Origin of the sequence: Nocardioides panacisoli, assembly GCF_019448235.1 — a bacterium.
GTDB classification, from domain to species: Bacteria; Actinomycetota; Actinomycetes; order Propionibacteriales; family Nocardioidaceae; genus Nocardioides; species Nocardioides panacisoli_A.
Genome location: NZ_CP080409.1, coordinates 1,996,767 through 2,021,535 on the forward strand (window position 1 = coordinate 1,996,767; position 24,769 = coordinate 2,021,535).

Annotated in this window: 23 protein-coding genes and 1 riboswitch; of the genes, 11 read left to right on the top strand and 12 right to left on the bottom strand. The window is 72.5% G+C overall.

Going from position 1 to position 24,769, the window contains the following annotated elements:
- Nucleotides 1–4: 4 nt before the first annotated feature.
- The 8 genes from mftD to mftM all read left to right on the top strand — a co-directional run bounded on the left by mftD (nucleotide 5) and on the right by mftM (nucleotide 9,258).
- Entirely contained in the window at nucleotides 5–1,243 is a 1,239-nt protein-coding gene (gene mftD, locus KUV85_RS09745; RefSeq protein ID WP_219959697.1) for a pre-mycofactocin synthase MftD, read from the top strand.
- Nucleotides 1,243–1,938 carry a mycofactocin biosynthesis peptidyl-dipeptidase MftE gene (mftE, locus tag KUV85_RS09750; RefSeq protein ID WP_219959698.1) on the top strand — a complete coding sequence of 232 codons (696 nt, stop codon included), beginning with the start codon at nucleotides 1,243–1,245 and terminating at the stop codon, nucleotides 1,936–1,938. The genes mftD and mftE overlap by 1 nt, the downstream gene beginning before the upstream one ends.
- Nucleotides 1,939–1,945: 7 nt before the next feature.
- Entirely contained in the window at nucleotides 1,946–2,728 is a 783-nt protein-coding gene (locus KUV85_RS09755; protein WP_219959699.1) for a mycofactocin-coupled SDR family oxidoreductase, read from the top strand.
- Nucleotides 2,725–4,125: a mycofactocin biosynthesis glycosyltransferase MftF gene (mftF, locus tag KUV85_RS09760; protein WP_219959700.1), complete on the top strand. Its 1,401-nt coding sequence runs from the start codon at nucleotides 2,725–2,727 to the stop codon at nucleotides 4,123–4,125. The genes KUV85_RS09755 and mftF overlap by 4 nt, the downstream gene beginning before the upstream one ends.
- Nucleotides 4,126–4,233: 108 nt before the next feature.
- Nucleotides 4,234–5,526, top strand: a complete 1,293-nt coding sequence (gene mdo, locus KUV85_RS09765) for an NDMA-dependent methanol dehydrogenase (protein WP_219959701.1) — start codon at nucleotides 4,234–4,236, stop codon at nucleotides 5,524–5,526.
- A gap of 85 nt (nucleotides 5,527–5,611) precedes the next feature.
- A complete protein-coding gene (locus KUV85_RS09770) occupies nucleotides 5,612–6,796 on the top strand; it encodes an AAA family ATPase (protein ID WP_219959702.1) in 1,185 nt (394 codons plus the stop codon).
- A gap of 9 nt (nucleotides 6,797–6,805) precedes the next feature.
- A complete protein-coding gene (locus KUV85_RS09775; protein WP_219959703.1) occupies nucleotides 6,806–8,338 on the top strand; it encodes a VWA domain-containing protein in 1,533 nt (510 codons plus the stop codon).
- Nucleotides 8,338–9,258 carry a mycofactocin oligosaccharide methyltransferase MftM gene (gene mftM, locus KUV85_RS09780; protein WP_219959704.1) on the top strand — a complete coding sequence of 307 codons (921 nt, stop codon included), beginning with the start codon at nucleotides 8,338–8,340 and terminating at the stop codon, nucleotides 9,256–9,258. The genes KUV85_RS09775 and mftM overlap by 1 nt, the downstream gene beginning before the upstream one ends.
- Nucleotides 9,259–9,265: 7 nt before the next feature.
- Here the strand turns inward: mftM and KUV85_RS09785 are convergent, their stop codons facing one another.
- From KUV85_RS09785 to KUV85_RS09800, 4 genes are read right to left on the bottom strand one after another with little or no spacing between them, the layout of a single operon-like run.
- A complete protein-coding gene (locus KUV85_RS09785; RefSeq protein ID WP_219959705.1) occupies nucleotides 9,266–9,934 on the bottom strand; it encodes a MadR family response regulator transcription factor in 669 nt (222 codons plus the stop codon).
- Nucleotides 9,931–11,328: a MadS family sensor histidine kinase gene (locus KUV85_RS09790; protein ID WP_219959706.1), complete on the bottom strand. Its 1,398-nt coding sequence runs from the start codon at nucleotides 11,326–11,328 to the stop codon at nucleotides 9,931–9,933. Before KUV85_RS09790 ends, KUV85_RS09785 begins: the two co-directional genes overlap by 4 nt.
- A 49-nt stretch (nucleotides 11,329–11,377) precedes the next feature.
- Entirely contained in the window at nucleotides 11,378–12,592 is a 1,215-nt protein-coding gene (locus KUV85_RS09795) for an iron-containing alcohol dehydrogenase (protein ID WP_219959707.1), read from the bottom strand.
- Nucleotides 12,593–12,650: 58 nt separating this feature from the next.
- Complete coding sequence (locus tag KUV85_RS09800) at nucleotides 12,651–13,862, bottom strand: helix-turn-helix domain-containing protein (RefSeq protein WP_219959708.1); 1,212 nt, start codon at nucleotides 13,860–13,862, stop codon at nucleotides 12,651–12,653.
- Between the two features lie 155 nt (nucleotides 13,863–14,017).
- Between KUV85_RS09800 and exaC the strand changes: the two genes are divergently transcribed.
- Together exaC and KUV85_RS09810 are read left to right on the top strand one after the other, a co-directional pair.
- The gene (gene exaC, locus KUV85_RS09805; protein WP_219959709.1) at nucleotides 14,018–15,541 is read left to right on the top strand and encodes an acetaldehyde dehydrogenase ExaC; all 1,524 of its coding nucleotides are present in this window, start codon (nucleotides 14,018–14,020) and stop codon (nucleotides 15,539–15,541) included.
- Nucleotides 15,541–15,966 carry a DUF779 domain-containing protein gene (locus KUV85_RS09810; RefSeq protein ID WP_219959710.1) on the top strand — a complete coding sequence of 142 codons (426 nt, stop codon included), beginning with the start codon at nucleotides 15,541–15,543 and terminating at the stop codon, nucleotides 15,964–15,966. Before exaC ends, KUV85_RS09810 begins: the two co-directional genes overlap by 1 nt.
- A 47-nt stretch (nucleotides 15,967–16,013) precedes the next feature.
- Here the strand turns inward: KUV85_RS09810 and thiC are convergent, their stop codons facing one another.
- The 8 genes from thiC to KUV85_RS09850 all read right to left on the bottom strand — a co-directional run bounded on the left by thiC (nucleotide 16,014) and on the right by KUV85_RS09850 (nucleotide 22,974).
- Nucleotides 16,014–17,783, bottom strand: a complete 1,770-nt coding sequence (gene thiC, locus KUV85_RS09815) for a phosphomethylpyrimidine synthase ThiC (protein WP_219959711.1) — start codon at nucleotides 17,781–17,783, stop codon at nucleotides 16,014–16,016.
- Nucleotides 17,780–18,514 carry a bifunctional hydroxymethylpyrimidine kinase/phosphomethylpyrimidine kinase gene (gene thiD, locus KUV85_RS09820; protein WP_219959712.1) on the bottom strand — a complete coding sequence of 245 codons (735 nt, stop codon included), beginning with the start codon at nucleotides 18,512–18,514 and terminating at the stop codon, nucleotides 17,780–17,782. Before thiD ends, thiC begins: the two co-directional genes overlap by 4 nt.
- Entirely contained in the window at nucleotides 18,511–19,116 is a 606-nt protein-coding gene (locus KUV85_RS09825; RefSeq protein WP_219959713.1) for a thiamine phosphate synthase, read from the bottom strand. Before KUV85_RS09825 ends, thiD begins: the two co-directional genes overlap by 4 nt.
- Entirely contained in the window at nucleotides 19,113–19,877 is a 765-nt protein-coding gene (locus tag KUV85_RS09830) for a thiazole synthase (protein ID WP_219959714.1), read from the bottom strand. The genes KUV85_RS09825 and KUV85_RS09830 overlap by 4 nt, the downstream gene beginning before the upstream one ends.
- Nucleotides 19,874–20,083, bottom strand: a complete 210-nt coding sequence (thiS, locus tag KUV85_RS09835; RefSeq protein WP_219959715.1) for a sulfur carrier protein ThiS — start codon at nucleotides 20,081–20,083, stop codon at nucleotides 19,874–19,876. Before thiS ends, KUV85_RS09830 begins: the two co-directional genes overlap by 4 nt.
- Nucleotides 20,080–21,126, bottom strand: a complete 1,047-nt coding sequence (locus tag KUV85_RS09840) for an FAD-dependent oxidoreductase (protein WP_219959716.1) — start codon at nucleotides 21,124–21,126, stop codon at nucleotides 20,080–20,082. Before KUV85_RS09840 ends, thiS begins: the two co-directional genes overlap by 4 nt.
- The gene (locus tag KUV85_RS09845) at nucleotides 21,126–21,713 is read right to left on the bottom strand and encodes a thiamine phosphate synthase (protein ID WP_219959717.1); all 588 of its coding nucleotides are present in this window, start codon (nucleotides 21,711–21,713) and stop codon (nucleotides 21,126–21,128) included. Before KUV85_RS09845 ends, KUV85_RS09840 begins: the two co-directional genes overlap by 1 nt.
- Nucleotides 21,707–21,816: riboswitch (TPP riboswitch) on the bottom strand. It overlaps the preceding gene by 7 nt.
- A 63-nt stretch (nucleotides 21,817–21,879) precedes the next feature.
- The gene (locus KUV85_RS09850) at nucleotides 21,880–22,974 is read right to left on the bottom strand and encodes an NAD(P)-binding domain-containing protein (protein WP_219959718.1); all 1,095 of its coding nucleotides are present in this window, start codon (nucleotides 22,972–22,974) and stop codon (nucleotides 21,880–21,882) included.
- A gap of 88 nt (nucleotides 22,975–23,062) precedes the next feature.
- Here KUV85_RS09850 and KUV85_RS09855 point away from each other — a divergent pair, with 88 nt between their 5' ends.
- Nucleotides 23,063–24,766: a fumarate hydratase gene (locus tag KUV85_RS09855; RefSeq protein WP_237690123.1), complete on the top strand. Its 1,704-nt coding sequence runs from the start codon at nucleotides 23,063–23,065 to the stop codon at nucleotides 24,764–24,766.
- The last annotated feature ends 3 nt before the right edge of the window (nucleotides 24,767–24,769 follow it).

Consider the following 24,769-nt stretch of genomic DNA (forward strand, 5'->3'; position numbering starts at 1 on the left):
CGACATGGCCAAGCCGGAGTGGCTGGAGAACCCCTGGAAGCAGAACCCGTGGTTCGAGTCCGTCGCCGTCGCCCAGGAACGCGCCCGCAGGAAGCTCCCGCAGCCGGTGTACGGCGCGCTGGTCGCGGGATCCGAGCGCGGCCAGACCGTGCACGACAACCAGGCCTCCTTCGCCGAGATCGGGCTCGCGCCACACGTCGCCGGGCACCCCGCCGAGCGCGACCTGTCGACCTCGGTGCTGGGACAGCAGGTCTCGCTGCCGGTGCTGATCAGTCCGACCGGGGTGCAGGCCGTGCACCCCGACGGCGAGGTCGCGGTCGCGCGGGCCGCGGCAGCACGCGGCACGATCATGGGCCTGTCGAACTTCGCCTCCAAGTCCGTGGAGGAGGTCACCGCCACCGGCGCCACCACCTTCTTCCAGATGTACTGGACCGGCGACCGCGACACGATGGTCCAACGCATGCAACGCGCCCACGACGCCGGATCGCAGGGCCTCATCGCCACCCTGGACTGGTCCTTCTCCATCGGCCGTGACTGGGGCAGCCCCGAGATCCCCGAGAAGGTCGACCTCAAGACCATGGTCCGCATGGCCCCCCGCGTGGCCACCAAGCCCCGTTGGCTGTGGCAGTTCGGCCGCACCGGCGAGATCCCCGACCTCACCGCCCCCAACCTCGCACCCCCCGGCGGCGAGGCACCCACCTTCTTCGGCGCCTACTACGAGTGGATGACCACCCCGCCCCCCTCCTGGGACGACGTCGCCTGGATGGCCGACCAGTGGCGCCAGATCTCCGGCGGCGCCCCGTTCGTCCTCAAGGGCGTGTGCCGCGTCGACGACGCCCTCCGCGCCGTCGACGCCGGCGTCGCGGGCATCTCGGTGTCCAACCACGGCGGCAACAACCTCGACGGCACCCCCGCTGCGATCCGCATGGTCAAGCCCATCGCCGACCGCGTCGGCCACCAGGTCGACGTCGTCATGGACGGCGGCGTACGCCGCGGCTCCGACGTCGTCAAGGCCCTCGCCCTGGGTGCCAGGGCCGTCCTCATCGGCCGCGCCTACCTCTGGGGCCTGGCCGCCAACGGCCAGGCCGGCGTCGAGAACGTCCTGGACCTCCTCGGCGGCGGCATAGACTCCGCCCTCCGCGGCCTCGGCGTGGCGTCGGTGCGCGACCTGACGCCGGAGATGCTGCTCCTCCCCGGCGACTTCCACCGCCACCTGGGCGTGCCCGAGACCGCGGACGTGTGATGTCCGCGCTGGCGCACGCCACGTCGCCCGAGGCACGGCGCGCCTCGCTGCTGCTGGTGCCCGTGGGCGCGGTGGAGCAGCACGGGCCCCACCTGCCGCTGGACACCGACACCGTGATCGCCCGCGCCGTGGCCGACGCCGTCGCCGAGCGGCTCGCCGCGCAGGGGGTGGCGACGTGGGTGACGCCGCCCCTCGCCTTCGGATCCAGCGGGGAGCACCAGTCCTTCGCGGGCACGCTGTCGATCGGCCACGACGCCCTGGTCCACCAGGTCGTGGAGCTGGTGCGGTCCGCGAGCACGTGGGCGCGACGCGTGGTGCTCGTCAACGGCCACGGTGGCAACGCTCCCGCGCTCGCCGACGCCGTCGACCAGCTGCGGTACGAGGGACTCGACGCCGCATGGCTGCCCTGCGCGGTGGGTGCCGAGGACCTCCACGCCGGGCGGACCGAGACCTCACTGCTGCTGCACCTGCGCCCGGAGTCGGTGCGCCTCGAGCTCGCCGAGGCCGGCAACTGCGACCCGCTGGCGGACCTGCTGCCCCGGATGCGCGTCGGCGGCGTCGCCGCCGTGTCGGCCAACGGCGTGCTCGGGGACCCCACCGGCGCGAGCGCCGCGGAGGGGGCGGTACTCCTCGCGCGGACGGCCGATGCCGTCGCGGTCCGCGTCCTCGCCCCCGACGGCATCGCGGTGGGGTGAGGCCACGATGACCCGGCCCAGCGCCCTGGTCACCGGCGCCGCGGGCGGGATCGGCTCAGCCGTCGTACGCCGCCTCGACGCGGAGGGCTACGACGTACTGGCCGTCGACCGGTGCGCAGGTCCCGACGCAGCGCCGTACGCGATGCCGAGCGAGGCGGACCTCGCCGCTCTCACGGCCGGCCTGGACCACGTCTGGCCGCTCGTGGCCGACGTGTGCGACCCGCACCAGATGCGCTCGGCGGCGGCCCGGGCGATCGAGCAGTGGGGGCGCCTGGACGTGGTGGTGGCGGCAGCGGCCGTGGTCGGGGGCGGGGCACCGCTGTGGCAGACCCCGGCGGCCGAGCTCGACCGGCTGTGGCGCGTCGATGCCGAAGGGGTGTTCCACACCGCGGCGGCCACGGTCCCAGAGATGCTCGCAGGCCCCGACCCCTCCCGTGGCCGGTTCGTCGCGATCGCCTCGGCGGCAGGCTCCCGCGGCATGTTCGGGCTCGGCGCCTACACGATGGTCAAGCACGCCGTCGTCGGCCTGGTGCGCGGCCTGGCTGCCGACCTCGTGGGCACCGGCACGACGGCGGTGGCGGTCTCCCCCGGCGCGACCCGGACGCCGATGCTGGAGCAAACGGCGGCCCTCTACCCCGACACGACCGTCGCGGACCTCGCCTCCCACCAGTTGCTGCGGCGGGTCCTGGAGCCCGACGAGATCGCCGCCACCGTGGCGCTGTGCTGCTCACGCGAGGGAGCCGCGCTCAACGGTCACGTGGTGCACGCCGACGGCGGGTTCGCGTCGTGAGCGGCACGACGAGGTACCCCGACGGCTTCGAGGTCCGCATCCGCTCCGACGTACGCCGCGTCGACGGCGACCTGCTGCTCGGCGGCTCGCCGATGCGGGCGGTGCGACTGACCAGCGCCGCACTCGGCATGGTCCAGGGCGCACGGTTGCGCGTCACCGGGGAGCCCTCCGGGGCCTTGGCGGCCCGGCTGGTCGACGGCAACCTGGCCGACCCGGTGCTCTCCGGCACCGGGGTCGATGCCGGCGACCTGACGGTGGTGGTCCCGGTGCGGGACCGTCCCGAACAGCTCGGTCGGGCCCTGGCCGACCTGGCTCCGCTGCGGGTGCTCGTGGTCGACGACGGGTCGTTGGAGCCGGCCGCGGTGGCGGTGGTGGCGGCATCCCACGGGGCCGAGGTGCTCCCGCTCCCGGTCAACCGCGGTCCGGCGGCCGCCCGCAACGCGGGACTGCGTGCTGTGACCACGCCCTACGTCGCCTTCGTCGACTCCGACGTCCACACCGATGCCGCCACGCTGCTGCGATTGACCCGGCACTTCGCCGACCGGTCCGTCGCCCTGGTGGGACCACTGGTGCGCAGTAGGTCCCGCGCCGCACGGCCACGGTGGTTCGAGCGCTTCGACGAGCAGGACTCCTCGCTCGCGTTGGGCACCCGGGGCTGCTCGGTGCGGCCCGGCGCCGCGGTGGGATGGCTCCCCAGCGCCTGCCTGGTCGCGCGGGTGGACCTCCTCGGGGACGGCTTCAGCGAGGACATGCGAGTGGGCGAGGACGTCGACCTGGTGTGGCGGCTGGTCGACCGGGGACACGTGGTGCGCTACGACCCCGGCGAGGTCGCGCGGCACGACACCCGGACGACCGTGCGCGGCTGGCTGGGCCGCAAGCTGCTCTACGGCACCGGCGGCGCGGACCTCGCGGCCCGCCACGGCCGCAAGGGCGCGCCGGCGATCATGTCCGCGACGACCGCGGTCGCGGCAGCCGCGGTGATGGCGCGGCGCCGCTGGTCCCTCCCGGTCGCCCTGGCGGGGTTCGCCTACGGCACGCAGTCACTGCGGCGGCGGCTGCCGGAGAGCTCGACGACGACCACGCTGTCGGTCGGGCTCGGGGCGCAGGGGCTCGGCTGGGCGGTGCGGCAACAGAGCGCGCTGCTGCTGCGGCACTGGTGGCCGGCAACGGCGCTGTTGGCGACGCGGAGCACCACCGTCCGTCGAGCGGTGGTCACCGCACTCGTCGTCGACGTGGTGGCCGCACGCATCGACGACCCCGACGGCCCGTACCACCCGCTCGGGCGTCGGCTGGACGACCTCGCGTACGGCAGCGGACTGTGGCTCGGCGCGCTCCGTTCGCGGTCGATCACCTGCCTGCTGCCGCGGCGTCCGGGCGACACCTACCGGAACGGGTAGGTCGGGCCCCGACCGGGCGGTGGGTTTCGATTTCCTCGTCTGTTCCCTGTGACGCCGGTCACCTAGCGTCCCGAGCGTCAGCTGCCCCCACCCGAGGAGATGCGCGCCATGCAGGTCGACGAGTTGCTCAAACCCTTCCCGATCAAGGAGTTCCATCCGTTCCCGAGGGCCATGATGGGTCCCGGCGCCTGGGAGATGATCGGCCCGGAGGCCCTGAAGCTGGGCTTCCGCAAGACGCTGGTCATGACCACGGGACTCCGCGGGACCGACATCGTCTCCAACATCGTGGAGTCGATGAAGTACCACGGCCTCGACGTCGTCGTCTACGACAAGGTCGAGTCCAACCCGAAGGACTACAACGTCATGGACTCGGTGGCGCTGTACCAGGAGAACGAGTGCGACTCGTTCGTGTCGATCGGTGGCGGGTCGGCGCACGACGCGTGCAAGGGCGCTCGGGTGTCGGTCGCCCACGACGGACGCAACATCAACGAGTTCGAGGGCTTCAACATGTCCGAGAACCCGAAGAACCCGCCGCACATCGCGGTGTCGACCACGGCCGGCACCGGCTCGGAGACCTCGTGGGCCTACGTCATCACCGACACCACGACCGATCCCGACAACCCGCACAAGTACGTCGCCTTCGACGACGCCTCGGTCACCTCGCTCGCCGTGGACGACCCGGTGCTCTACTACGACTGCCCGGTCGACTACACCGCGCAGTGCGGGTTCGACGTACTCGCCCACGCCAGTGAGCCCTACGTGTCGCGGATCAACTTCGACCCCTCGCTGGGGAACGCGCTCCACGCCATCAAGCTGACCGCGGCGAACCTGCGGGCAGCGGTGTGGAACGGGCAGGACCTGCCCGGACGCGAGGGCATGATGTACGCCCAGTACATCGCCGCCCAGGCCTTCAACTCCGGCGGTCTGGGGATCATCCACTCGATCTCCCACGCCGTGAGCGCGTTCTACGACACCCACCACGGGCTCAACAACGCCATCGCCCTCCCCCGCGTGTGGGCGTTCAACATGCCGGTGGCCTACAAGCGATTCGCCGACATCGCCCGCGCGATGGCGATCGACACGCACGGCATGACCGACGTGCAGGCCGCCGAGGCCGCGCTCGAGGCGTCGATCCGCCTGCTGCGCGACGTCGGCATCACCGAGCGGTTCGTCGACGTCACGGCCGACTCCTACTCCAAGAACCGCCTGGGCCAGGGGCCGACGAAGTTCTACGAGAACGCCAAGGAGATCAAGGGCGACGCCGCCGACGTCGACCGGATCACCCACCACGTCCTGGGCGACGCCTGCACGCCGGGCAACCCCAAGGAGTGCACCTTCGACACGGTGCGTCCGGTGGTCGACCACTGCATGAACGGCGACCTGGACGACCTGCTCACCTGAGACGACTCACGTCTCCCTCCCCGTTCGGTGCCGGTGCGCGTCCTTCCCGCACCGGCACCGAACCCCTTCCCGGCAAGGAGCCTGCATGTCGAGTAGCCCCGACCCCACCGTCGACACCACAGCGGAGGAGTTCACCGACGTCGACGACGTCCTCGCGCGTTTCGGCGAGCACGGGTACCTGGCCGACCAGCGCCTGGCGACCACGGTCTTCCTCCAGTCACGGCTGGCCAAGCCGCTGCTGCTCGAGGGACCCGCGGGCGTCGGCAAGACCCAGCTCGCCCTCAGCCTCGCCGAGGTGACCGGCCGCAAGCTGCTGCGGCTGCAGTGCTACGAGGGCCAGGACGAGTCCAAGGCGCTGTACGAGTGGGACTACGGCAAGCAGCTGCTCTACACCCAGATGCTGCGCGAGAAGATCCACGACATCGTCGACGACACCGACACCCTGGCCGATGCGGTCGAGCGCATCGCCGCCCAGGACGACGTGTTCTTCTCCGAGCGGTTCCTTGCTCCGCGGCCGCTGCTCCAGGCCATCGACAGCGACGAGCCCGTGGTCCTGCTCGTCGACGAGGTGGACCGGGCCGACGAGGCGCTGGAGGCCCTGCTGCTCGAGCTGCTCTCGGAGTACCAGATCTCGATCCCGGAGATCGGCACCAAGCGCGCCGAGCAGTTGCCCTACGTCGTGTTGACCTCGAACAACACCCGCGACCTCTCGGCGGCCCTCAAGCGGCGCTGCCTGCACCTCTTCCTCGACTACCCCACGCCTGAGCGCGAGTTGGACATCGTCCACTCCAAGCAGACCGGCCTGCAGGAGAGCGTCGCGCAGCGCCTGGTGGAGGTCGTGCGCGGCCTCCGGGACCTGGACCTGCGCAAGGCACCGAGCATCTCCGAGACCATCGACTGGGCCCGCACCCTGGCCGTGCTCGGCGTGAACGAGCTGCGCGCCGACGTCCTCGCGGACACGCTGGGCGTGGTCGTGAAGTACGAGCGGGACCTCGCCCGCGCCGGCGCCGCGTTGCCGCGGCTGGTCGACCCCAACGCCGTCGTCCCCGAGGAGGCGCACGGCCACGGCCACGGTCATGGGCACGGGCACGACCACCACGAGGGGGACGACCCGTCGGCGGACGGCGTGGCCAGGCGACGCACCAAGGACCAACCCGGGCGCCACGACGAGGCGTACTACAAGGGCGGCCCCCCGGCACCGAAGTCGGTGCCCACCGGGCAGGGGGGACGCTCCTTCGCCGCGGGCAAGCCACGCAAGCGGCCCTTCTGAGGCGGCAGCATGGAGGCCGCACTGCACCGCTTCGTCCGCCTGCTCCGGCTGCGCGGGGTCCGGGTGAGCGTCGCGGAGGTCATCGACGGGCTGCGCGCCGCTGCGCAGCCGGGGGTGCTCGCCGACCGGGAGGTGCTGCGGTCCGCCCTGGCGGTGAGCATGGTCAAGGACCGGCGGGACCTGGCCGCCTTCGACGAGGTCTTCGACCGGTTCTTCGGGCTGCGTGCCGTCGTCGAGGACCAGCACCACGGCCACAGCCACGAGCACGACGACCTGACCGACGAGGGCGAGCTGACCGACTTCACGCTCTCCGATGACCCCGGCGACCAGCCGCAGCAGGGGCACTCCCACGGCAAGCCGGTCGACCTGCACTCCTTCTTCCGTCGTGAGGACATGGCGACCCAGTACAACCTCCACCAGGAGGCGGACCGGCTCGACATGGCCAACCTGACCGACGAGATCGTCCTCTCCGACCAGGCCACGGGCGCCGACGACCTGGCCCGCGTGCAGCTCTCGGCGTCGCGGATCCACAATCCCGGCGTGCCCGGCGACATCGCCCGCAACCCCGGCCTCCAGCTCGATGCCGAGCTGAGCGTCGCCCAGGAGATGGCGCTGCTGGCGTGGCTGGGCGAGGACACCGAGGACTCCGGGGACGAGGAGGCGGAGGACGACCCGGACCCGTCCCTGGCTGCCCTGCGCGAGTCGCTGCGGCCCTGGCTGGAGGGCCTGCCGGAGCGACTCAAGGACCACCTGGAGAAGCTCCTCGCCGCCGACCACGAGCTCGAGCTGCGTGAGCTCGAGGCCGCGCAGGCCGAGACCGTGGACGAGCAGGACCGAGCCGCACTCGAGGAGACGCTGCGGCGGCTGCTGCGGAGCCTCCACGGGGCACCCCGCCCCAAGCGCCGCGTCTCGGGGAAGGGCACGGTCGACGCCCGCCTGACGATGCGGACCAACCTCAAGTACGACGGCGTCCCGTTCCGCCCCGTCACGGTCACCAAGGTCGAGGACCGCCCCCACCTGCTGGTGCTGTGCGACGTGTCGCTCTCGGTGCGGCAGACCTCGCGCTTCACGCTGCACCTGGTGCACTCGCTCCAGTCGGTCGCCCCACGCGTGCGCACCTTCGCCTTCGTCAAGGACCTCGTCGAGATCACCGACCTCTTCGCCGAGCACCCCATCTCCGAGGCCCTGTCACTGGTGATGTCGGGACTGCCGGAGGGCGGCGTGCTCGACGTCGACGCCGACTCCGACTACGGCTCGGCCTTCGCCGAGTTCGCCGAGCGGTTCGGCTCGGCCCTGACGCGGCGTACGACCGTCATCGTGCTCGGGGACGGCCGGGGCAACGGCAACGACCCCCGCACCGAGGTGTTCGAGGAGATCGCCAGACGGGTGCGCTCGGTCGTCTGGCTCACCCCGGAGCCGCGCTACTCGTGGGGCCTGGGCAGCTGCGACCTGCCGCTGTACGCCGAGCACTGCGACAAGGTGCAGGTCGTGCGGTCGCTGACCGGGCTCGAGCACACCACCGTCTCCCTCGGGACCGCGTGATGGTGCCACCGCGCACCGAGGACCCCGGGACGGTCGACCCCTTCGCGTCCGGTGCCGACGGCTACGTCGACGACCTCGTGGAGGTGCGCGACCTCGGCGGCACCCGGCCCCGTCGCACGCTCGGCATGGTCCGTACCCCGCACTTCGACGTGACCCACGCCGAGTCGCGGGTGCGCATCGGGCACCGGGTGGCCCCCACCGAGGTCCACGAGGGCCTCGGCGGCGTGATCGCGCAGGAGCTCTTCGGGCCCGGCTGGTTGCGCGGCCAGGAGCTGTTCGAGCGGATCTTCACCGGCGTCGTGGTCAGCTCGGCCCCGGACCCGCTGGCGGGCTGGGAACGCTTCTACCGCAACAGCGTGGCCCTGATCGACGACGCGATCACGCGCGGCCTCGGCGAGGGCGCCGGTCATGCCAGCATCGCCGACTACGCACCGGTCTACGAGCACGCCGCCGGACTCCTGGCACCCGGCCCGGTGATCGAGCTCGGGTGCTGCTTCGGCTTCTTCTCCCTCCGCGTCGCCGCCGCCGGGCGGCCGGTGACCGGCGTGGACATCGAGCCGGGCACCGTGCGCCTGCTGGACGCAGTCGCGGCGCGGCTCGGGACCGACCTGCAGACCCTCACCGCGGACGCCGCCCACGTCCCGCTGCCCGACGGTGCGGCGGAGAACGTCGTCGCCCTGCACCTGCTGGAGCACCTGTCACCGGACCAGGGCGACGCGGTGGTGCGCGAGGCCCTCCGGCTCGCCACCCGCACCGTCGTCATCGCCGTCCCCCTGGAGGACGAGGCCGACACCACGTGGGGCCACGTGCGCACCATCAGCCTGGCGGACCTGGCCGCCTGGGGACGAGCCACGGGGCTTCCCCACCGCGTCCACGAGCACCACGGCGGCTGGCTGGTGCTCGATGCCGGCGCGCGCTGAGGTCCGCTCAGAGCAGGCCGGCCTTGGAGGCCTCGTAGACCGCCTCGGCCCGACGCGTCACCCCCAGCTTGCGCAGGATGTTGCCGACGTGGAACTTCGCCGTCGTCTCGGAGACGAAGAGCCGCTCGCCGATCATCCGGTTGGACATGCCCGCCGCGAGCAGCCCGAGGACCTCGAGCTCCCGTGCGGTCAGCTTGGTCGGGGGCTCCGGCGGCGGGGCGTTGAGTCCCTTGACCATCGCCGCCGCCGAGCGGGGATCGAAGGCGCTGCCGCCACGACTCACGTCACGGATCGCGCGGACCAGGCCGGTGGTGTCGACGTCCTTGACGACGTACCCGGCGGCGCCGGCCCGCACCGCACGGAGCACCAGCTGCTCGTCGAGGAAGGTCGTGAGCACCAGCACCGCGACGTCGGGGTGGCGCTCGGAGAGCATCGCGCACACCTCGAGTCCCTCCCGGTCCTTGGAGGTCGAGAGCTTCAGGTCCAGCAGCACGATGTGGGGCTGCTGCTCGGCAACCATGACCAACGCCTCGTCGGCGCTCGCCGCCTCGGCGACGACCGAGAGCCCCTCCTCCCGCTCCAGGACCGATCGGAGGCCCTGCCGCAGGATCGCGTGGTCGTCGACGATGGCGATCCGCAGGATCTCCGCGGACGGCTCGGCCGGGGTCGTCGTCATGACGCCTCCTCCGGAGCGCTCGGCTCGGTCAGGTGCTCGATGATCGAGGACTGCGAGGCCGGCAGCGGCAGGGGCACGCGGATCTCCACACGCACCCCGCCGAGCCGAGCGCGGCGGAAGGCGAGCCGGCCACCGAGCTCGGAGACCCGACCCTCGATGTTGGCCAGGCCTCGGTGGTGACCGTCCATCGCGTTCCCGCGCGCGAGGCGCAGCATCCTGCTCAGCTCCCGGGGATTGCCCACGCCGTCGTCGGCGACCGAGACCAGCAGCTCGTCACTGCGGTAGCGCAGGCGGACCACGACCCGTCGTGCCTCGGCGTGCATCGCGACGTTGAAGACCGCCTCGCTGACGGCACGCGCGATCTCGTGGTCGGCGTCGGCGGTGAGGTGGGCGACCTTGCCCTCCACGCGCAGCTGCACGGCGAGCTGAGGACGGTGCTGCTCGGCGATCTCGCGCAACAGGTCGGGCAGCGGCGATCGCGTCGCGCTGTGGGCTCGGTCCAACGCGTAGATCGCCCGCCGCAGCTGGTCGACTGCCTGCTGGGAGAGGCCCTTGGCGTTCGCCAGTCGGTCGACGAGCCGGGCATCGGCACCGAGGATCCCCTCGACCTCGCCCCGAGCGATCTCCACCTCGATCCCCGCGGAGAGGACGTAGTGCGTGACCGAGTCGTGCAGCTCCCGGGCGATCCGGTGCCGCTCGGCATCGAGCAGCTCGCGCTGCTCGGCAAGGACCAGGCGTCGCTCGGCGTGGCGCAGCTCCCGGGTGCGGGAGGCGAGGTCGCGGGCGCCGGCGCGCACCTCGTCGTAGAGGTGCTGCGCGCGACGGTGCATCGCCAGCCCGGCCTGGTACTGCTCGGAGGTGTGGAGGGAGACCGCCGCCTGGTTGGCCAGGATCCGCAGGACCGCCAGGTCCCCCGGCTCGGGGTCGGCCACCAGCCCGTGCAACCCCACCAGGGCCCCGACCTGGTGGCCCTCCAAGGTCATCGGGACCCGGACCCACCGCTCGTCCTCACGGGTGCGGACCGACAGCCCCGCCCGGATGGCGCCGAGCTCGCGGCGTACGAAGGCCGGCAGGTCGCCGTCGTCGTCGACGGGGTGCTCCTCCCCCGCCCCCAGCACCAGGAACCGGGGGCGGGCCCCGGGCAGGTTGCCGTCGCTGAGCGCGAGCAGCGTCCAGGTCGCGGCGAGGTGGCCACCGGCGGCGCGCACGACCTCCTCCAGCAGCCCCCGTGGACCCTCGGTCGTCCGCACCAGGGCGCGGGAGATGGAGTCCATCGCCCGCACGGCCTGCTGGGTGCGCTGGTCCGAGCGCACGTACGCGCGGTAGTAGGACTCCTTGCCGGAGCGGACCCCGGTCAGCGCGGCCAGGTCGGGAGGAGTCGGCGCCGCGCTCACGACGACCCGCCCCCCGGGTGAGGGAGGAGTCGTCGGCACGTCCCCGGGCTCACAGCGCTTCCCGGAAGAGTTCCTTGATGTCGGCGTGCTCCGCGGGCCGCGGATTGGTGGTGAGGCAGGCGTCCTCGAGCGTCGTGGTGGCGAGGGTGTCGAGGTCCTCCTCGGTGACACCGAACTCGCGCAGCCCGGTGGGCACGCCCACCGCGTCGGCGAGCGAGCGGACGTGGTCGGCGAGCATGTCCGCCGCCTCCTCGCCCGGGACCCGGTCCACGTCCAGGCCCGCCGACCGGGCGAGACCGACGAACCGTTCCGGCGTCGCGCGGGCGTTGAAGCGGATGACGTGCGGCAGCAGGACGCCGTTGACCACGCCGTGCGGCGCGTCCAGCAGGCCACCGACTTGGTGGCTCATCGCATGGGTGGCACCGAGGATCGCGTTGGTGAACGCCAGTCCGGCCTGCAGGCTCGCCTGCGCCATCTCGCAGCGTCCCTCGATCGCGTCCGGGTGGTCCATGGTGCTGCGCAGGTGGCGACAGACCAGCCCGACGGCGGTGATCGCGTGGGCGTCAGCGAGCGGGTTGTGGGCGAGCGAGACGTAGGACTCGATGCCGTGGGTGAGCGCGTCCAGCCCGGTCGCGGCGTTGAGCGCCTCGGGCATCGTGGTGAGCAGCCGTGGATCGGTGATCGACACGTCGGGCACGAGGGCACGGCCCATGATGGTCAGCTTCACGTGGCGCTCGGTGTCGGTCGCGATGCAGAACTGCGACACGTCCGCGCCGGTGCCCGACGTGCTCGGGATCATCAGCATCGGCGGGATCGGCGCCGTCGCCTGGTCGATCCCGGCGTAGCTGCGGATGTCACCGCCGTTGCCGGACAGGACCGCCACACCCTTGGCCGCGTCGATGCAGGAGCCGCCGCCGATGGCCACGATCACGTCGCACTCGGACTCCCGGTAGCGGTCGAACGCGCGGTGGATCTCGTGGTCCTTGGGGTTCGGGGTGACATCGGTCCACACGACCGGTGACAGCCCCTCCGCACGGAGCAGCGGGAGCAGTTGGTCGACCCAGCCGGCCTCGACGATGCCGGGGTCGGTCACCACGAAGGGACGACGGGCACCGAGCCGGCCGGCGGCGTACCCGGCCTCCCCGAGCGAGTCGGGCCCGAAGACCACCTCGGGTGCATGGAACTTGACCAGCGGCGGCCCTGTCGGGTCGTGGCGCTCGGGACGCGACGCCCCGGGCCCGGCGGTCGTGCCGGACATCGCCATCGTCGTCATCCTCACCTCCGAGTCGTGGTGTCGGATTCGGTCACCGTCGTTGCCTCGTTCACAGTCCGATCTCGCGGTCCAACCGACCGATCTGGCCCTCGGCCAGCGCCAGCAGCGGCGAGCCGGTCGGCAGCAGGTCGCGCAGTCGGACCCACATGTCGTAGTCGTCGGCACCCCACACCGATCGCGTCCACGTGGAGAGCAGGTCGGGCTGGGCGGAGTGGAGAACGGCCGAACGCAGCTGGTCCGCGAGCCCCTCACGGAGCCGTGTCACCCCGGGCGCGGTCGAGCGCGGCAGCATCGGTCCCCGGTAGGCCCGCACCGCGCCGGCCACGTCACCGGCCGCGAGCTGTGCCTCCACGGCGAGCCAGTCGCCGGTGACATCGGCGGTGATCCGGTAGGGCCGGGACACCAGCAGGTCCTCACCGAGCAGGTCGCGCAGGCGCTTGAGCTCTGCCCGCAGGGTCGAGGACCCGCCGTCCTCCTCGTAGAGGAGCACGGCCAGCTCGTCCCCGGACAGGCCGCGCGGAGCGCTGGCCAGCAGCAGGAAGATCTCACTGTGACGGGGCGAGAGACGGACCTGGCCCCGCTGCCCCCAGCCGTCGTCGACGGAGAGCAACAACTCGTGACGTCCGAGGCACTCCACCGCGATCCGCCCACGACCGGTGCCGGGGTCGGGTCGGCTGGGCACGAGGAGCTCGCGCGCGAGCTCCGACTCCGCGAGCCGGGCGGCGGCGCGCACCATGCCCATGGTCTGCGGGACGACGATCGCATCGCCGCCGGTCACGTCGAGCACCCCCAGGAGCCGGGAGTCGATGGGGTCGTGGATCGGCGTCGCCGCGCAGCTCCACTGCTTCACTGAGTGCCGGAAGTGTTCGGCGGCGACGATGCTCGTGGGCCGCCCGAGGCGTAGTGCGAGTCCGGGGGCGTTGGTGCCCGCCAGTCGCTCGTCCCAGTTGCTGCCCTCGACGAAGCCGATCCGCTCGGCGCGGCGCATCGCCGACGGCGCACCACACAGCCACAGCAGCTGCCCGACCTCGTCGGAGACGGCCATGATGGCGTCACAGTCGCGCGCTGCCTGGCCGAGCACGTCGTCCAGCAGCGGGAACACCCGCGCCAGGGGGTGGGCATCACGCAGGTCGCGCAACTGGTCACCGGTCACGGTGACGGGCGCACAGGAGTCCTCCGCCAGCACCCCGGCCGCCGCCGAGCGGTGCCACGAGTCCGCCACTGCCGCTCGCATCGCGGTGGCGTCCCTGATTGCCATCATGTAAACGGACCTCCTCGAGGCAGGATGACACCGCAAGGTTGCAATTAGGTTGCCTCCCGAGCGCCTCCCCACGGCCCTGTCGCGCGCAACGCCGCTGCAACGTCACCGCTCCTAGCGTCGTGACCGTCGTCACACCTACGCCTGAGGAGACCAGCATGACGATCTACGCAGCCCCCGGCACCGCGGACAGCCCGGTGACCGTCGCGCCCCGCTACGGCCACTTCATCGGCGGTGAGTGGACCGAGCCGTCCAGCGGCGCCTATTTCGAGAACATCTCCCCCGTGAACGGCAAGCCGTTCACCGAGATCGCCCGCGGCAACGCCGCAGACGTCGAGGCCGCCATCGACGCCGCCCACGCCGCCGCGCCGGCCTGGGGCCGCACCGACCCCGGCACCCGCGCCACGATCCTGAACAGGATCGCGGACCGCATCGAGGAGAACCTCGCCGACCTCGCCGTCGCCGAGACCTGGGAGAACGGGAAGCCGGTGCGCGAGACCCTCGCTGCCGACCTGCCGTTGGCCGTGGACCACTTCCGGTACTTCGCCGGCGTCCTGCGCGCCCAGGAGGGATCGATCTCCGAGATCGACGGCGACACCATCGCCTACCACTTCCACGAGCCACTCGGCGTGGTCGGCCAGATCATCCCGTGGAACTTCCCGATCCTGATGGCGACCTGGAAGCTGGCCCCCGCGCTGGCCGCCGGCAACGCGATCGTGCTGAAGCCGGCCGAGCAGACCCCGTGGTCGATCCTCAAGGTCGTCGAGCTCATCGCCGACCTGCTCCCCGCCGGCGTGCTCAACGTCGTCAACGGCTTCGGCGTGGAGGCCGGCAAGCCGCTGGCCTCCTCCAGCCGGATCGCCAAGATCGCCTTCACCGGCGAGACCACCACGGGCCGGCTGATCATGCAGTACGCCAGCCAGAACATCATCCCGGTCACCCTCGAGCTCGGCGGCAAGAGCCCCAACATCTTCTTCGACTCCGTCGCCAGCGAGCGGGACGCGTTCTACGACAAGGCGCTCGAGGGCTTCGCGATGTTCGCGCTCAACCAGGGCGAGGTCTGCACCTGCCCGTCCCGCGCACTGGTGCAGCGGTCGATGTACGCCGACTTCGTCCATGACGCCGTGGCACGGGTGGAGCAGATCAAGCAGGGCAACCCGCTCGACGACACGACCATGATCGGTGCGCAGGCCAGCAACGACCAGCTGGAGAAGATCCTCTCCTACATCCAGATCGGCAAGGAGGAGGGCGCCCAGGTGCTCACCGGCGGTGAGCGCACCGTCCTCGAGGGCGACCTCGCCGAGGGGTACTACGTCGCGCCGACGGTCTTCGAGGGCAACAACGCGATGCGGATCTTCCAGGAGGAGATCTTCGGTCCCGTGGTGTCACTGACCTCCTTCGACGACGAGGCCGACGCGATGAAGATCGCCAACGACACGCTCTACGGCCTCGGCGCCGGCGTGTGGACCCGTGACAACGCCCAGCTCTACCGGGCCGGCCGGGAGATCCAGGCCGGGCGCGTGTGGTCGAACTGCTACCACGCCTATCCCGCCCACGCGGCGTTCGGTGGCTACAAGCAGTCCGGGATCGGCCGCGAGAACCACAAGATGATGCTCGACCACTACCAGCAGACCAAGAACCTCCTGGTCTCCTACTCCCCGGACGCGCTGGGCTTCTTCTGATGTCCGAGCACGGCGCATCGCGGGGAGCGAGCGAGGAGGGCATCGAGACCAGCCGCGTGGCGGTCAGCGACCGGGCGGCGGACCTGCTCCGCCGCCTGGTCGGCCTGCACGGTCCGGTGATGTTCCACCAGTCCGGCGGCTGCTGCGACGGCAGCTCACCGATGTGCTACCCCGACGGGGAGTTCCTGGTCGGCGACTGCGACGTCCACCTCGGCGACCTGGACATCGGCCTGGACCGGGCCGTCCCGGTCTGGATGTCGGCCTCGCAGTTCGGCTACTGGTCCCACACCCACCTCACGATCGACGTGGTCGAGGGACGCGGTGCCGGCTTCTCCCTCGAGGCCCCCGAGGGGGTGCGGTTCCTGATCCGGTCGCGCCTCTTCACCGACGCCGAGTCGCGGGCGCTCGCCGCACAGGAGCAGTGAGCCGCGGGGGACGGGTCGATCCCACCCGTCCCCCGCACCGCCGGGACCTAATCCGCAGCCGACGGGTCGACGTACACGCTCTTGCCGAGCTCGATGAACTCCCGTGACTTCTCCCGCATCCCGGCCTCGGGATCGAGACCGGCACCCAAGTCGCTGCCGAACCGGTCCGCGATGTCCTGGCTGATCCTCATCGAGCAGAACTTCGGCCCGCACATCGAGCAGAAGTGGGCCGTCTTCGCCCCCTCGGCCGGCAGCGTCTCGTCGTGGAACGCCTCGGCGGTGTGCGGGTCGAGGCTGAGCGCGAACTGGTCGTGCCACCGGAACTCGAACCGCGCCTTGGACAGCTCGTCGTCCCAGTCACGGGCACCCGGGTGCCCCTTGGCCACGTCGGCGGCGTGCGCGGCGAGCTTGTAGGTGATCACCCCGGTCTTCACGTCGTCGCGGTTGGGCAGGCCGAGGTGCTCCTTGGGGGTGACGTAGCAGAGCATGGCCGTGCCGTGCCAGGCGATGGTGGCCGCACCGATCGCTGAGGTGATGTGGTCATAGCCCGGCGCGACGTCCGTGGCGAGCGGGCCGAGGGTGTAGAACGGCGCGCCGTGGCACCAGTCCTGCTGGAGGTCGACGTTCTCCTTGACCAGGTCCAGCGGCACGTGGCCCGGCCCCTCGACCATCACCTGCACGTCGTACTTCCACGCACGGCGGGTCAGCTCGCCCAGGGTGCGCAGCTCCGCGAGTTGGGCCTCGTCGTTGGCGTCGGCCGTGGAGCCGGGTCGGAGGCCGTCACCGAGGGAGAACGCGACGTCGTAGCGCTGGAAGATCTCGCAGAGCTCGTCGAAGTGGGTGTAGAGGAAGCTCTCCTCGTGGTGCGCCAGGCACCAACCGGCCATGATCGAGCCGCCCCGGCTGACGATGCCGGTCACGCGGTCCGCCGTCAGCGGCACGTGGCGCAGCAGCACCCCGGCGTGGATCGTCATGTAGTCCACGCCTTGCTCGGCCTGCTCGATGACGGTGTCGCGGAAGACCTCCCAGGTGAGCCGGTCCGCCTCGCCGTCCACCTTCTCCAGCGCCTGGTAGATCGGCACCGTGCCGATCGGGACGGGTGAGTTGCGGATGATCCACTCCCGGGTGGTGTGGATGTCGTCGCCGGTCGAGAGGTCCATCAAGGTGTCGGTGCCCCAGGTGATCGCCCAGGTGAGCTTGTCCACCTCCTCCGCGATCGAGCTGGTCACCGCCGAGTTGCCGATGTTGGCGTTGACCTTGACCAGGAAGTTGCGCCCGATCACCATCGGCTCGGACTCGGGGTGGTTGAGGTTGTTGGGCAGGATCGCGCGACCGGCGGCGATCTCGTCGCGCACGAACTCCGGCGAGCACCCCTCCCGGACCGCGACGTAGGCCATCTCCTCGGTGACGATGCCCTGCCGTGCGTAGTGCAGCTGCGAGACGTTGCTTCCCGGCAGCCCGCGACGCGGGGCCACGCGTTCGCCCCGCCACTCGTCGGCCGCGTGGCCGGCACGGATCGCCTTGCGGCCGTTGTCGAGCAGCTGGACCTCGCGCCCCTCGTAGGTCTCGGTGTCGCCGCGCGCGAGGATCCACTCCTCGCGGAGCCGGGGCAGCCCGACCTCGGGGTCGGACCCCGGCCCCTCGGTCGTGTAGCGGTCGAAGGTGTCGCCGTTGGTCAGGTGTACGCGGGTGGTGGGCACCCCGAGGTCGCCGTGGAGCACGCGGCGGTGCTGGGGATGCACCGGGCGGTGGAAGGGACTGGCCTCCTCGGTCGTCGCGGTGGTGGCGTCGGTGTCGGGTCGGGCGGTCTGGGTCATGGCGTCCTCTCGTGATGGGGATGGGTGTGGGCAATCGGTCCCCGGCCGCGGCCGAGGGTCCAGTGCTGGCTGGTGCGCAGCTGGTCGACGACGTACGCCGCCGCGGCAGCGGCCGCCAACGGGAGGGTGTCGCCGTGGGCGAGCCGGGCGGCGAGGGCGGCGGAGTAGGTGCAGCCGGTGCCGTGGTCGTTGTCGGTGGCCACGACCGGGTGGGGCACGAGGACCTGCTCGGCGCCGGGCACGCAGATCCGGTCGTCGCCGGCGCCGCCGGTGCGGATGACCGTGCCGCCGTGGGCGCGGCCCAGCAGGTCGTCCTCGTCCGCGTTGGGTGTGGCGACGGTCGCCACCGGCAGCAGGTGGTCGCGGTAGGCGCGGACGACCTCGTCGTCGGCGAGGACCGCCCCCGAGGTCGCCACCACCACGGGATCCACGACAAGGATCCGGTCGGCACAGCGCTCGGCGACCAGCCGCACCGTGCCCGGCGTGGCCAGCATGCCGGTCTTGACGGCGACCGGGTCGAGGTCCTCCAGCACCGCGTCGAGCTGCGCGGCGACCATGTCGTCCGACATCGGCTCGACGTCGCGCACCCCGGTGGTGTCCTGGGCGGTGACCGCGGTGATGACGCACGCGCCGTGCACGCCGTGGGCGGCGAAGGTCGCCAGGTCCGCGGCGACGCCCGCGGCACCACCCGAGTCGGTGCCGGCGATCGTGACGACGACGGGCGGGTTCATGCGACCACCTCCCGCAGCCGCGCGACCAGCGCCGCGGGGTCGGACGCGCGCATCCACGCGCCCATCACGGCGACGCCGTGGGCGCCCGCCCCGACCGCGGCGGCCGCGTTGTCGGCATCCACGCCGCCGAGCGCGTACACCGGCACGGGGAGGTCGGCGTACTCCTCCCGCGGGAGCGGGGGGCCGTGGCCCGGCTTGCTGGCGGTCGCCGCGAACGGCCCGAGCGTGGCGTACGACGCCCCGGCCGCGGCAGCGCGACGGACCTCGGCCGCGCTGTGGCACGACCGTCCGTGCGGTGCCGAGTCGGCGTGAACTCGGCCGAGTTGGCGCCGACTCGGCGGGTTGGTGGGCCGAGTTGGCGCCGACTCGGCAGGGAGATGGACCCCCACGCATCCCGGCAGCGGCCGGTGGGCGGCGATGACGGTGGCGCCGACGTCGACGAACTCCTCGGCCAGGCCGGCCCGCTGCTCCCACGGCAGGTCGAGCTCGCGCAGCACCACGTGGTCGACGCCGGCCGCGACCGCGGCGGAGACGGTCGCGCGCAGGCTGCGGCCCAACGGCAGCTGCGAGCGGTCGGTCAGCAGCAGGACGGGCGGCATCATGCGATCCGCCCGCGGGTCGGGGAGGAGGCGCGGGCGACGGCCTGCCGCGGGATCCGCCCGGCCGTGCGGGCGGCGTACCCCGCCTCGACGCCGAGCCGCATCGCGTGGGCCATCGCGACCGGGTCCGCCGCCCGGGTCACCGAGCTGGCGACCAGGACCGCGTCGCAGCCCAGCTCCATGGCCTGCGCCGCGTCGCTGGCGGTGCCGATGCCGGCGTCGAGCACCACCGGCACGTCCACCGCGGCCCGTACCGCCGCCACGGCGTGGGGGTCGAGGATGCCCAGGCCCGACCCGATGGGCGAGCCCAGCGGCATGACGGCCACGCAGCCCACGTCGACCAGCCGACGCGCGAGGACCGGGTCGGCCGTGGTGTAGGGCAGCACGGTGAAGCCGCGCCGCACGAGCTGCTCTGCTCCGTCGAGGAGCTCGACGGCATCCGGCAGCAGCGAGGTCTCGTCGCCGATGACCTCGAGCTTGACCCAGTCGGTCCCGAGCGCCTCCCGGCCGAGCTCGGCGGTGCGGACCGCCTCCCGGGCGGTCAGGCAACCGGCCGTGTTGGGCAGCACCGGCACCCCGCCCGAGCGGAGCGTGGCGAGGAGGCCTCCGTCGTGGGTGCTCGAGGCGCGGCGCATCGAGACTGTCACCATGCTCGGCGCCGCGGCGTCGAGCACTTGGGGCAGGAGCGCGAGGTTCGGCAGCCCTCCGGTCCCGAGCAGCAGCCGGGAGTCGAAGGGGTGGTCGGCGATGGTGAGGCTGCTCATCCGCCCTGCACCGCCATCACGATCTCGACCTCGTCGCCCGCGGCCAGCACGTGGGTGGCCCACGCGTCGCGGCGTACGACGTCCTCCCCGACCGCGACCGCGATGCCGGTGGGCCGCGCGTCGCCCAGTCGTTGCTCCAGCAGCTCGGCGACGGTGCCGCCGAACTCCTGGGGCTCTCCGTTGACGGTGATCTGTGGGGTGCTCATGTGTCTCCTTCCCGGGTCCTGCGGGGGTCCAGGGCCGGTTCGACGGCTCCGGTCTCGAGGTGGTCGGCCACCAGTCGGGCGGTCAGCGGTGCCAGCAGGACGCCGGCACGGTGGTGGCCGGCGGCCAGGACGACGCCCGGCAGGTGGGTGGGTCCGACGAGCGGCAGGTGGTCCGCCGTCGCGGGTCGGTCGCGAGCGATCGCCTCGTCGAACACGGCGCGGTCCAGCCCGGGCAGCAGCGCGCGGGCGGCCTCGAGCAGCCGGAAGACGCCCTCCACGTGCGGTGCGGGGTCCCCGCCGTGCTCCTCGGAGGTGGCGCCGATGGCCACCTCCTGCCAGCCGTCGCGGACGCGCCGCGGCACGGCGTAGACCGGCTGGCCGTGGGCCCAGCCGCGCACGGTGCCGTGCAGCGGGTCGTCGGTGCGCACGCGCAGGATCTCCCCCCGCACGGGTCGCACGAGGTCGGTGAAGGGCGCGGGCAGCCGCGCACCGGTCGCGACGACGGTGACCGGGGTCTCGACAGGCTCGACCACCGAGGACGGCTCGACCACCGGGGACGGCTCGACCTGCTCGACGGGGACCCGCCGGCGCAGCGCGGCCAGCACCTCCCGCGGGTCGACGCTGTGGTCCTCGGGCAGCAGCACTCCCCCGGCGACCCGGCCCAGGCCGGGCTCGCGGGCGACGAGCTCGCGCCGCGTCAGCGACTCCGCCGCGACGCCCGCCCCGCGCAGCAGCTCGGCGCGACGGTCGACCTCCTGCAGGTCGGCGGCGTCCCGCCCGACGAGCACCGTGCCGGTGCGCTGCAGCGCCACACCCAACGCCTCGGCGTACGCCGGCCACTGTGCCGCCGAGGCGAGTCCGAGCCGGAAGAGCTCACCCTCGCCGTGCCACAGCTCGCCGGCGGGGCTCAGCATCCCCGCGGCGGCGTACGACGCCCCCGTGGCCGGGGACGGGTCGTGCACCACGACGTCGTGGCCACGCCGCAGGAGCTCCTCGGCCACGGCGAGGCCGACGATGCCCGCTCCGAGGATCCGGACGCGCATCACGCGACCTCCGTCACCAGCTCCTTCGCGGCCGTGACGGGGTCGGGCGGGCGCCAGATGCCGCCGATGACGGCGACGCCGTGGGCGCCCGCGTCGCGGGCCCGACGTGCGTTGCCGGCGGTGATGCCGCCGATCGCGACCAGCGGCAGCAGCCCTGCCGCGGTGGCGACGGCGTCGGTGCCGAGCGGGTCGGGCAACCCGGCCTTGGAGTCGGTCGCGAAGACCGGGCCGAAGCCGGCGTAGTCGGCCCCGTCCACCGCGGCGGACCCGACCGAGGCACGGTCGCGGCAGGTGGCACCGATGACCAGGGACGGTGCGGCGCGGCGCACGGCGGCGACCGGCAGGTCGTCGTCGCCGAGGTGGACCCCGTGGGCGCCGGCGGCGAGGGCGATGTCGACGCGGTCGTTGACCACGACCTGGGCGCGGTCACCGACGGCCGCCATCACCTGCTCGACCAGCGTGAGGTGCGGCCGCGCTGCGAGGCCCTTGGCGCGCACCTGGAAGCCGTCGACGCCGGCATCGGCGAGCGCCGGCAGCAGCGTGAGGTCGTCGTGGTCGGAGACCAAGCAGAACAGTCGAGCGATCAACGCGAATCCGTCCCTTCGCCGGCATGATCCGGATCAGGTGTGACGGTCGGAGCGGCTCCAGCTCCCTCTCAGCCCGCTGCCGCGGACTCCCGTGGTGTGCAGTTCACCGCCACCGTAGCGCACGGCGTGACGACGGTCGACGGGTCGGCACGTGGGCGTCGGTGGTTCAGGCCGCGCGGCCCGTCGCACGCTCCTGCAGGTGGCGGCGTACGGCCAACGCCGCGGCGCGGCCGGCGCGGTTGCCGCCGATCGTGCTCGCCGAGGGCCCGTAGCCCACGAGCTGGACCCGCGGGTCGGCCGCGGCTGTGACACTCGCCTGGACGTCCTGCCCACCGTCGAGCAGCGCGATGCCGCCGTCCGCACTGCGCAGGTGCAACGGCGCCAGGTGGCCGATCGCCGGGCGGAAGCCCGTCGCCCACAGGATCGCGTCCACCCGCTCGAATGCCGCCTGCCCTGCGCCCGCGGGGTCGTCCCACCGCACGCCGTCGGGTTCGATCCGGGAGAACATCGGCCGCCGGGCGTCGTAGGTCCCGAGCCGGGCCGCCTCCTGCTCCTGCGGGCGCAGCGCCAGGCCGGTGACGCTGGCGATGCTCTCCGGCGGCAGGCCACGGCGTACCCGCTCGTGCACGCGCGTGATGGCGCGACGGCCGGCGTCGGCGTCGAAGTCCTCACGCCACACGGGCTCGCGGCGCGTCACCCACAGCACGTCGGTCCGCGGCGCGAGCTCGCCGAGGAACTGCACCGCCGACGCACCGCCACCCACGACGAGCACCCGTCGGCCGTCGAAGTGCGACGCACCCGGGTAGTGCGCGGTGTGCCACTGCTCGCCGCGGAAGGAGCGGGCGCCCGGGTAGGACGGGACGAAGGGCCGCGTCCACGTGCCCGTCGCGTTGACCAGGGTCCGGGCGGTCCAGCGCCGCTCCCCCGCACCGACCACGAGGAGCGCGCCGTCGGTCTCGACCCGGTCGACCCGCACCGGCCGCTCCACGGGCAGGTCCCCGTCGCGCTCGTAACGCTCGAACCACGCCGGCAGCACGTGGTTGGCGCGAGCGTCGGAGCGCACCGGGGCCGGCGCGTCGGGGAGGTCGGCCACGCCGTGCACGTCGTCCATGGTCAGCGAGTCCCACCGGTGCTGCCAGGCGCCACCGGGCCCGTCGTTGGCGTCGAGGACGACGTGGTCCAGGCCCAGGCGGCCCAGGTGGTACGACGCGGAGAGGCCGGCCTGGCCGGCCCCGATCACCACGGCGTCGTAGAGGTGCATGCCACCTCAACGGTTCCGGGCGTCGCGGTATGCCCGCCGCCGCGGGCGCGGTCACCCGTCCGGGCCGGGCGGCGTACGCTACGGATTCGTGGCCGACGCAGAGTTCCGATACGCAGACCTCCTCCCGACCAAGGGCAGCAACGGCGAGGACGAGACGCCGTACCGCCTCCTCACCACCGAGGGGGTCGAGACGGTCGAGGGGCCCGGCGGGCGCACCTTCCTGCAGGTCAGTCCCGAGGCGATCCAGCGGCTCACCCGCGAGGCGATGCACGACATCTCCCACTACCTGCGCCCGGGCCACCTCCAGCAGCTCCGGAAGATCATCGACGACCCGGACGCCTCGGGCAACGACCGGTTCGTGGCGCTGGACCTGCTCAAGAACGTCAACATCTCCGCCGGCGGCGTCCTGCCGATGTGCCAGGACACCGGCACCGCGATCGTCATGGGCAAGAAGTCCGAGGGCGTGCTGACCGGTGCCGACGACGCCGAGTGGATCAGCAAGGGCGTGTACGACGCCTACACCCAGCTCAACCTGCGCTACAGCCAGATGGCGCCGCTGACGATGTTCGAGGAGAAGAACACCGGCTCCAACCTGCCGGCCCAGGTCGAGCTCTACTCCACGCCGGGGGACGCCGACACCCCGCCGGGGTACAAGTTCCTGTTCATGGCCAAGGGCGGCGGGTCGGCGAACAAGTCCTTCCTGTTCCAGGAGACCAAGGCGATCCTCAACCCCGAGCGGATCCTGGACTACCTGGACGAGAAGATCCGCTCCCTGGGCACCGCCGCCTGCCCGCCGTACCACCTCGCCGTGGTCATCGGCGGCACGTCGGCGGAGTTCGCGCTGAAGACCGCCAAGTACGCCTCCGCGCACTACCTCGACGACCTGCCCACCGAGGGCTCGATGAGTGCCCACGGATTCCGCGACACCGAGCTCGAGGAGCAGGTCTTCGAGCTCACCCAGTCCTTCGGCATCGGAGCGCAGTTCGGCGGCAAGTACTTCTGCCACGACGTGCGGGTCGTGCGGCTCCCCCGCCACGGCGCGTCCTGCCCCGTCGCGATCGCGGTGTCGTGCTCGGCCGACCGCCAGGCCCTGGGGAAGATCACCGCCGACGGTGTGTTCCTCGAGCAGCTCGAGACCGACCCGGCGCAGTACATGCCCGACACCGGCGTGGCCGAGGACATCGCCGGTGGCGAGGTCGTGTCGATCGACCTGACCCGCCCGATGCCGGAGATCCTCGCCGAGCTGTCGCAGCACCCCGTGAAGACCCGGCTCTCGCTGACCGGGCCGCTGGTCGTGGCGCGCGACATCGCCCACGCCAAGATCAAGGAGCGCCTCGACGCCGGCGAGGAGATGCCGGACTACCTCAAGGACCACCCGGTCTACTACGCCGGCCCGGCCAAGACCCCCGACGGGATGGCCTCGGGCTCCTTCGGACCCACGACCGCCGGCCGGATGGACTCCTACGTCGAGCAGTTCCAGGCGGCCGGCGGGTCGATGGTGATGCTGGCCAAGGGCAACCGGTCCAAGCAGGTCACCGAGGCCTGCGGCACCCACGGCGGCTTCTACCTCGGTTCGATCGGCGGTCCCGCCGCCCGGTTGGCGCAGGACTGCATCAAGAGCCAGGAGGTCATCGAGTACCCCGAGCTCGGCATGGAGGCGGTGTGGAAGATCGAGGTGGAGGACTTCCCCGCCTTCATCGTCATGGACGACAAGGGCAACGACTTCTTCACCGACCCGGGCGGCGAGGTGACGGTGCCGCTGAGCGGCATCCGGGTGCGCTCGCAGGAGTAGCCC

Bases quoted from the DNA above. Each gene is read 5' to 3' on its own strand.
- mftM (WP_219959704.1), top strand. From the start codon at position 8,338: ATGGTGCCACCGCGCACCGAGGACCCCGGGACGGTCGACCCCTTCGCG.
- thiC (WP_219959711.1), bottom strand. From the start codon at position 17,783: ATGACCCAGACCGCCCGACCCGACACCGACGCCACCACCGCGACGACC.
- KUV85_RS09840 (WP_219959716.1), bottom strand. From the start codon at position 21,126: ATGCGCGTCCGGATCCTCGGAGCGGGCATCGTCGGCCTCGCCGTGGCC.
- KUV85_RS09810 (WP_219959710.1), top strand. From the start codon at position 15,541: ATGTCCGAGCACGGCGCATCGCGGGGAGCGAGCGAGGAGGGCATCGAG.
- mftE (WP_219959698.1), top strand. From the start codon at position 1,243: ATGTCCGCGCTGGCGCACGCCACGTCGCCCGAGGCACGGCGCGCCTCG.
- mftD (WP_219959697.1), top strand. From the start codon at position 5: ATGGCCAAGCCGGAGTGGCTGGAGAACCCCTGGAAGCAGAACCCGTGG.
- exaC (WP_219959709.1), top strand. From the start codon at position 14,018: ATGACGATCTACGCAGCCCCCGGCACCGCGGACAGCCCGGTGACCGTC.
- KUV85_RS09825 (WP_219959713.1), bottom strand. From the start codon at position 19,116: ATGATGCCGCCCGTCCTGCTGCTGACCGACCGCTCGCAGCTGCCGTTG.
- thiD (WP_219959712.1), bottom strand. From the start codon at position 18,514: ATGAACCCGCCCGTCGTCGTCACGATCGCCGGCACCGACTCGGGTGGT.
- mdo (WP_219959701.1), top strand. From the start codon at position 4,234: ATGCAGGTCGACGAGTTGCTCAAACCCTTCCCGATCAAGGAGTTCCAT.
- KUV85_RS09770 (WP_219959702.1), top strand. From the start codon at position 5,612: ATGTCGAGTAGCCCCGACCCCACCGTCGACACCACAGCGGAGGAGTTC.
- KUV85_RS09850 (WP_219959718.1), bottom strand. From the start codon at position 22,974: ATGCACCTCTACGACGCCGTGGTGATCGGGGCCGGCCAGGCCGGCCTC.
- KUV85_RS09775 (WP_219959703.1), top strand. From the start codon at position 6,806: ATGGAGGCCGCACTGCACCGCTTCGTCCGCCTGCTCCGGCTGCGCGGG.
- KUV85_RS09785 (WP_219959705.1), bottom strand. From the start codon at position 9,934: ATGACGACGACCCCGGCCGAGCCGTCCGCGGAGATCCTGCGGATCGCC.
- KUV85_RS09800 (WP_219959708.1), bottom strand. From the start codon at position 13,862: ATGATGGCAATCAGGGACGCCACCGCGATGCGAGCGGCAGTGGCGGAC.
- KUV85_RS09755 (WP_219959699.1), top strand. From the start codon at position 1,946: ATGACCCGGCCCAGCGCCCTGGTCACCGGCGCCGCGGGCGGGATCGGC.
- thiS (WP_219959715.1), bottom strand. From the start codon at position 20,083: ATGAGCACCCCACAGATCACCGTCAACGGAGAGCCCCAGGAGTTCGGC.
- KUV85_RS09795 (WP_219959707.1), bottom strand. From the start codon at position 12,592: ATGGCGATGTCCGGCACGACCGCCGGGCCCGGGGCGTCGCGTCCCGAG.
- KUV85_RS09830 (WP_219959714.1), bottom strand. From the start codon at position 19,877: ATGAGCAGCCTCACCATCGCCGACCACCCCTTCGACTCCCGGCTGCTG.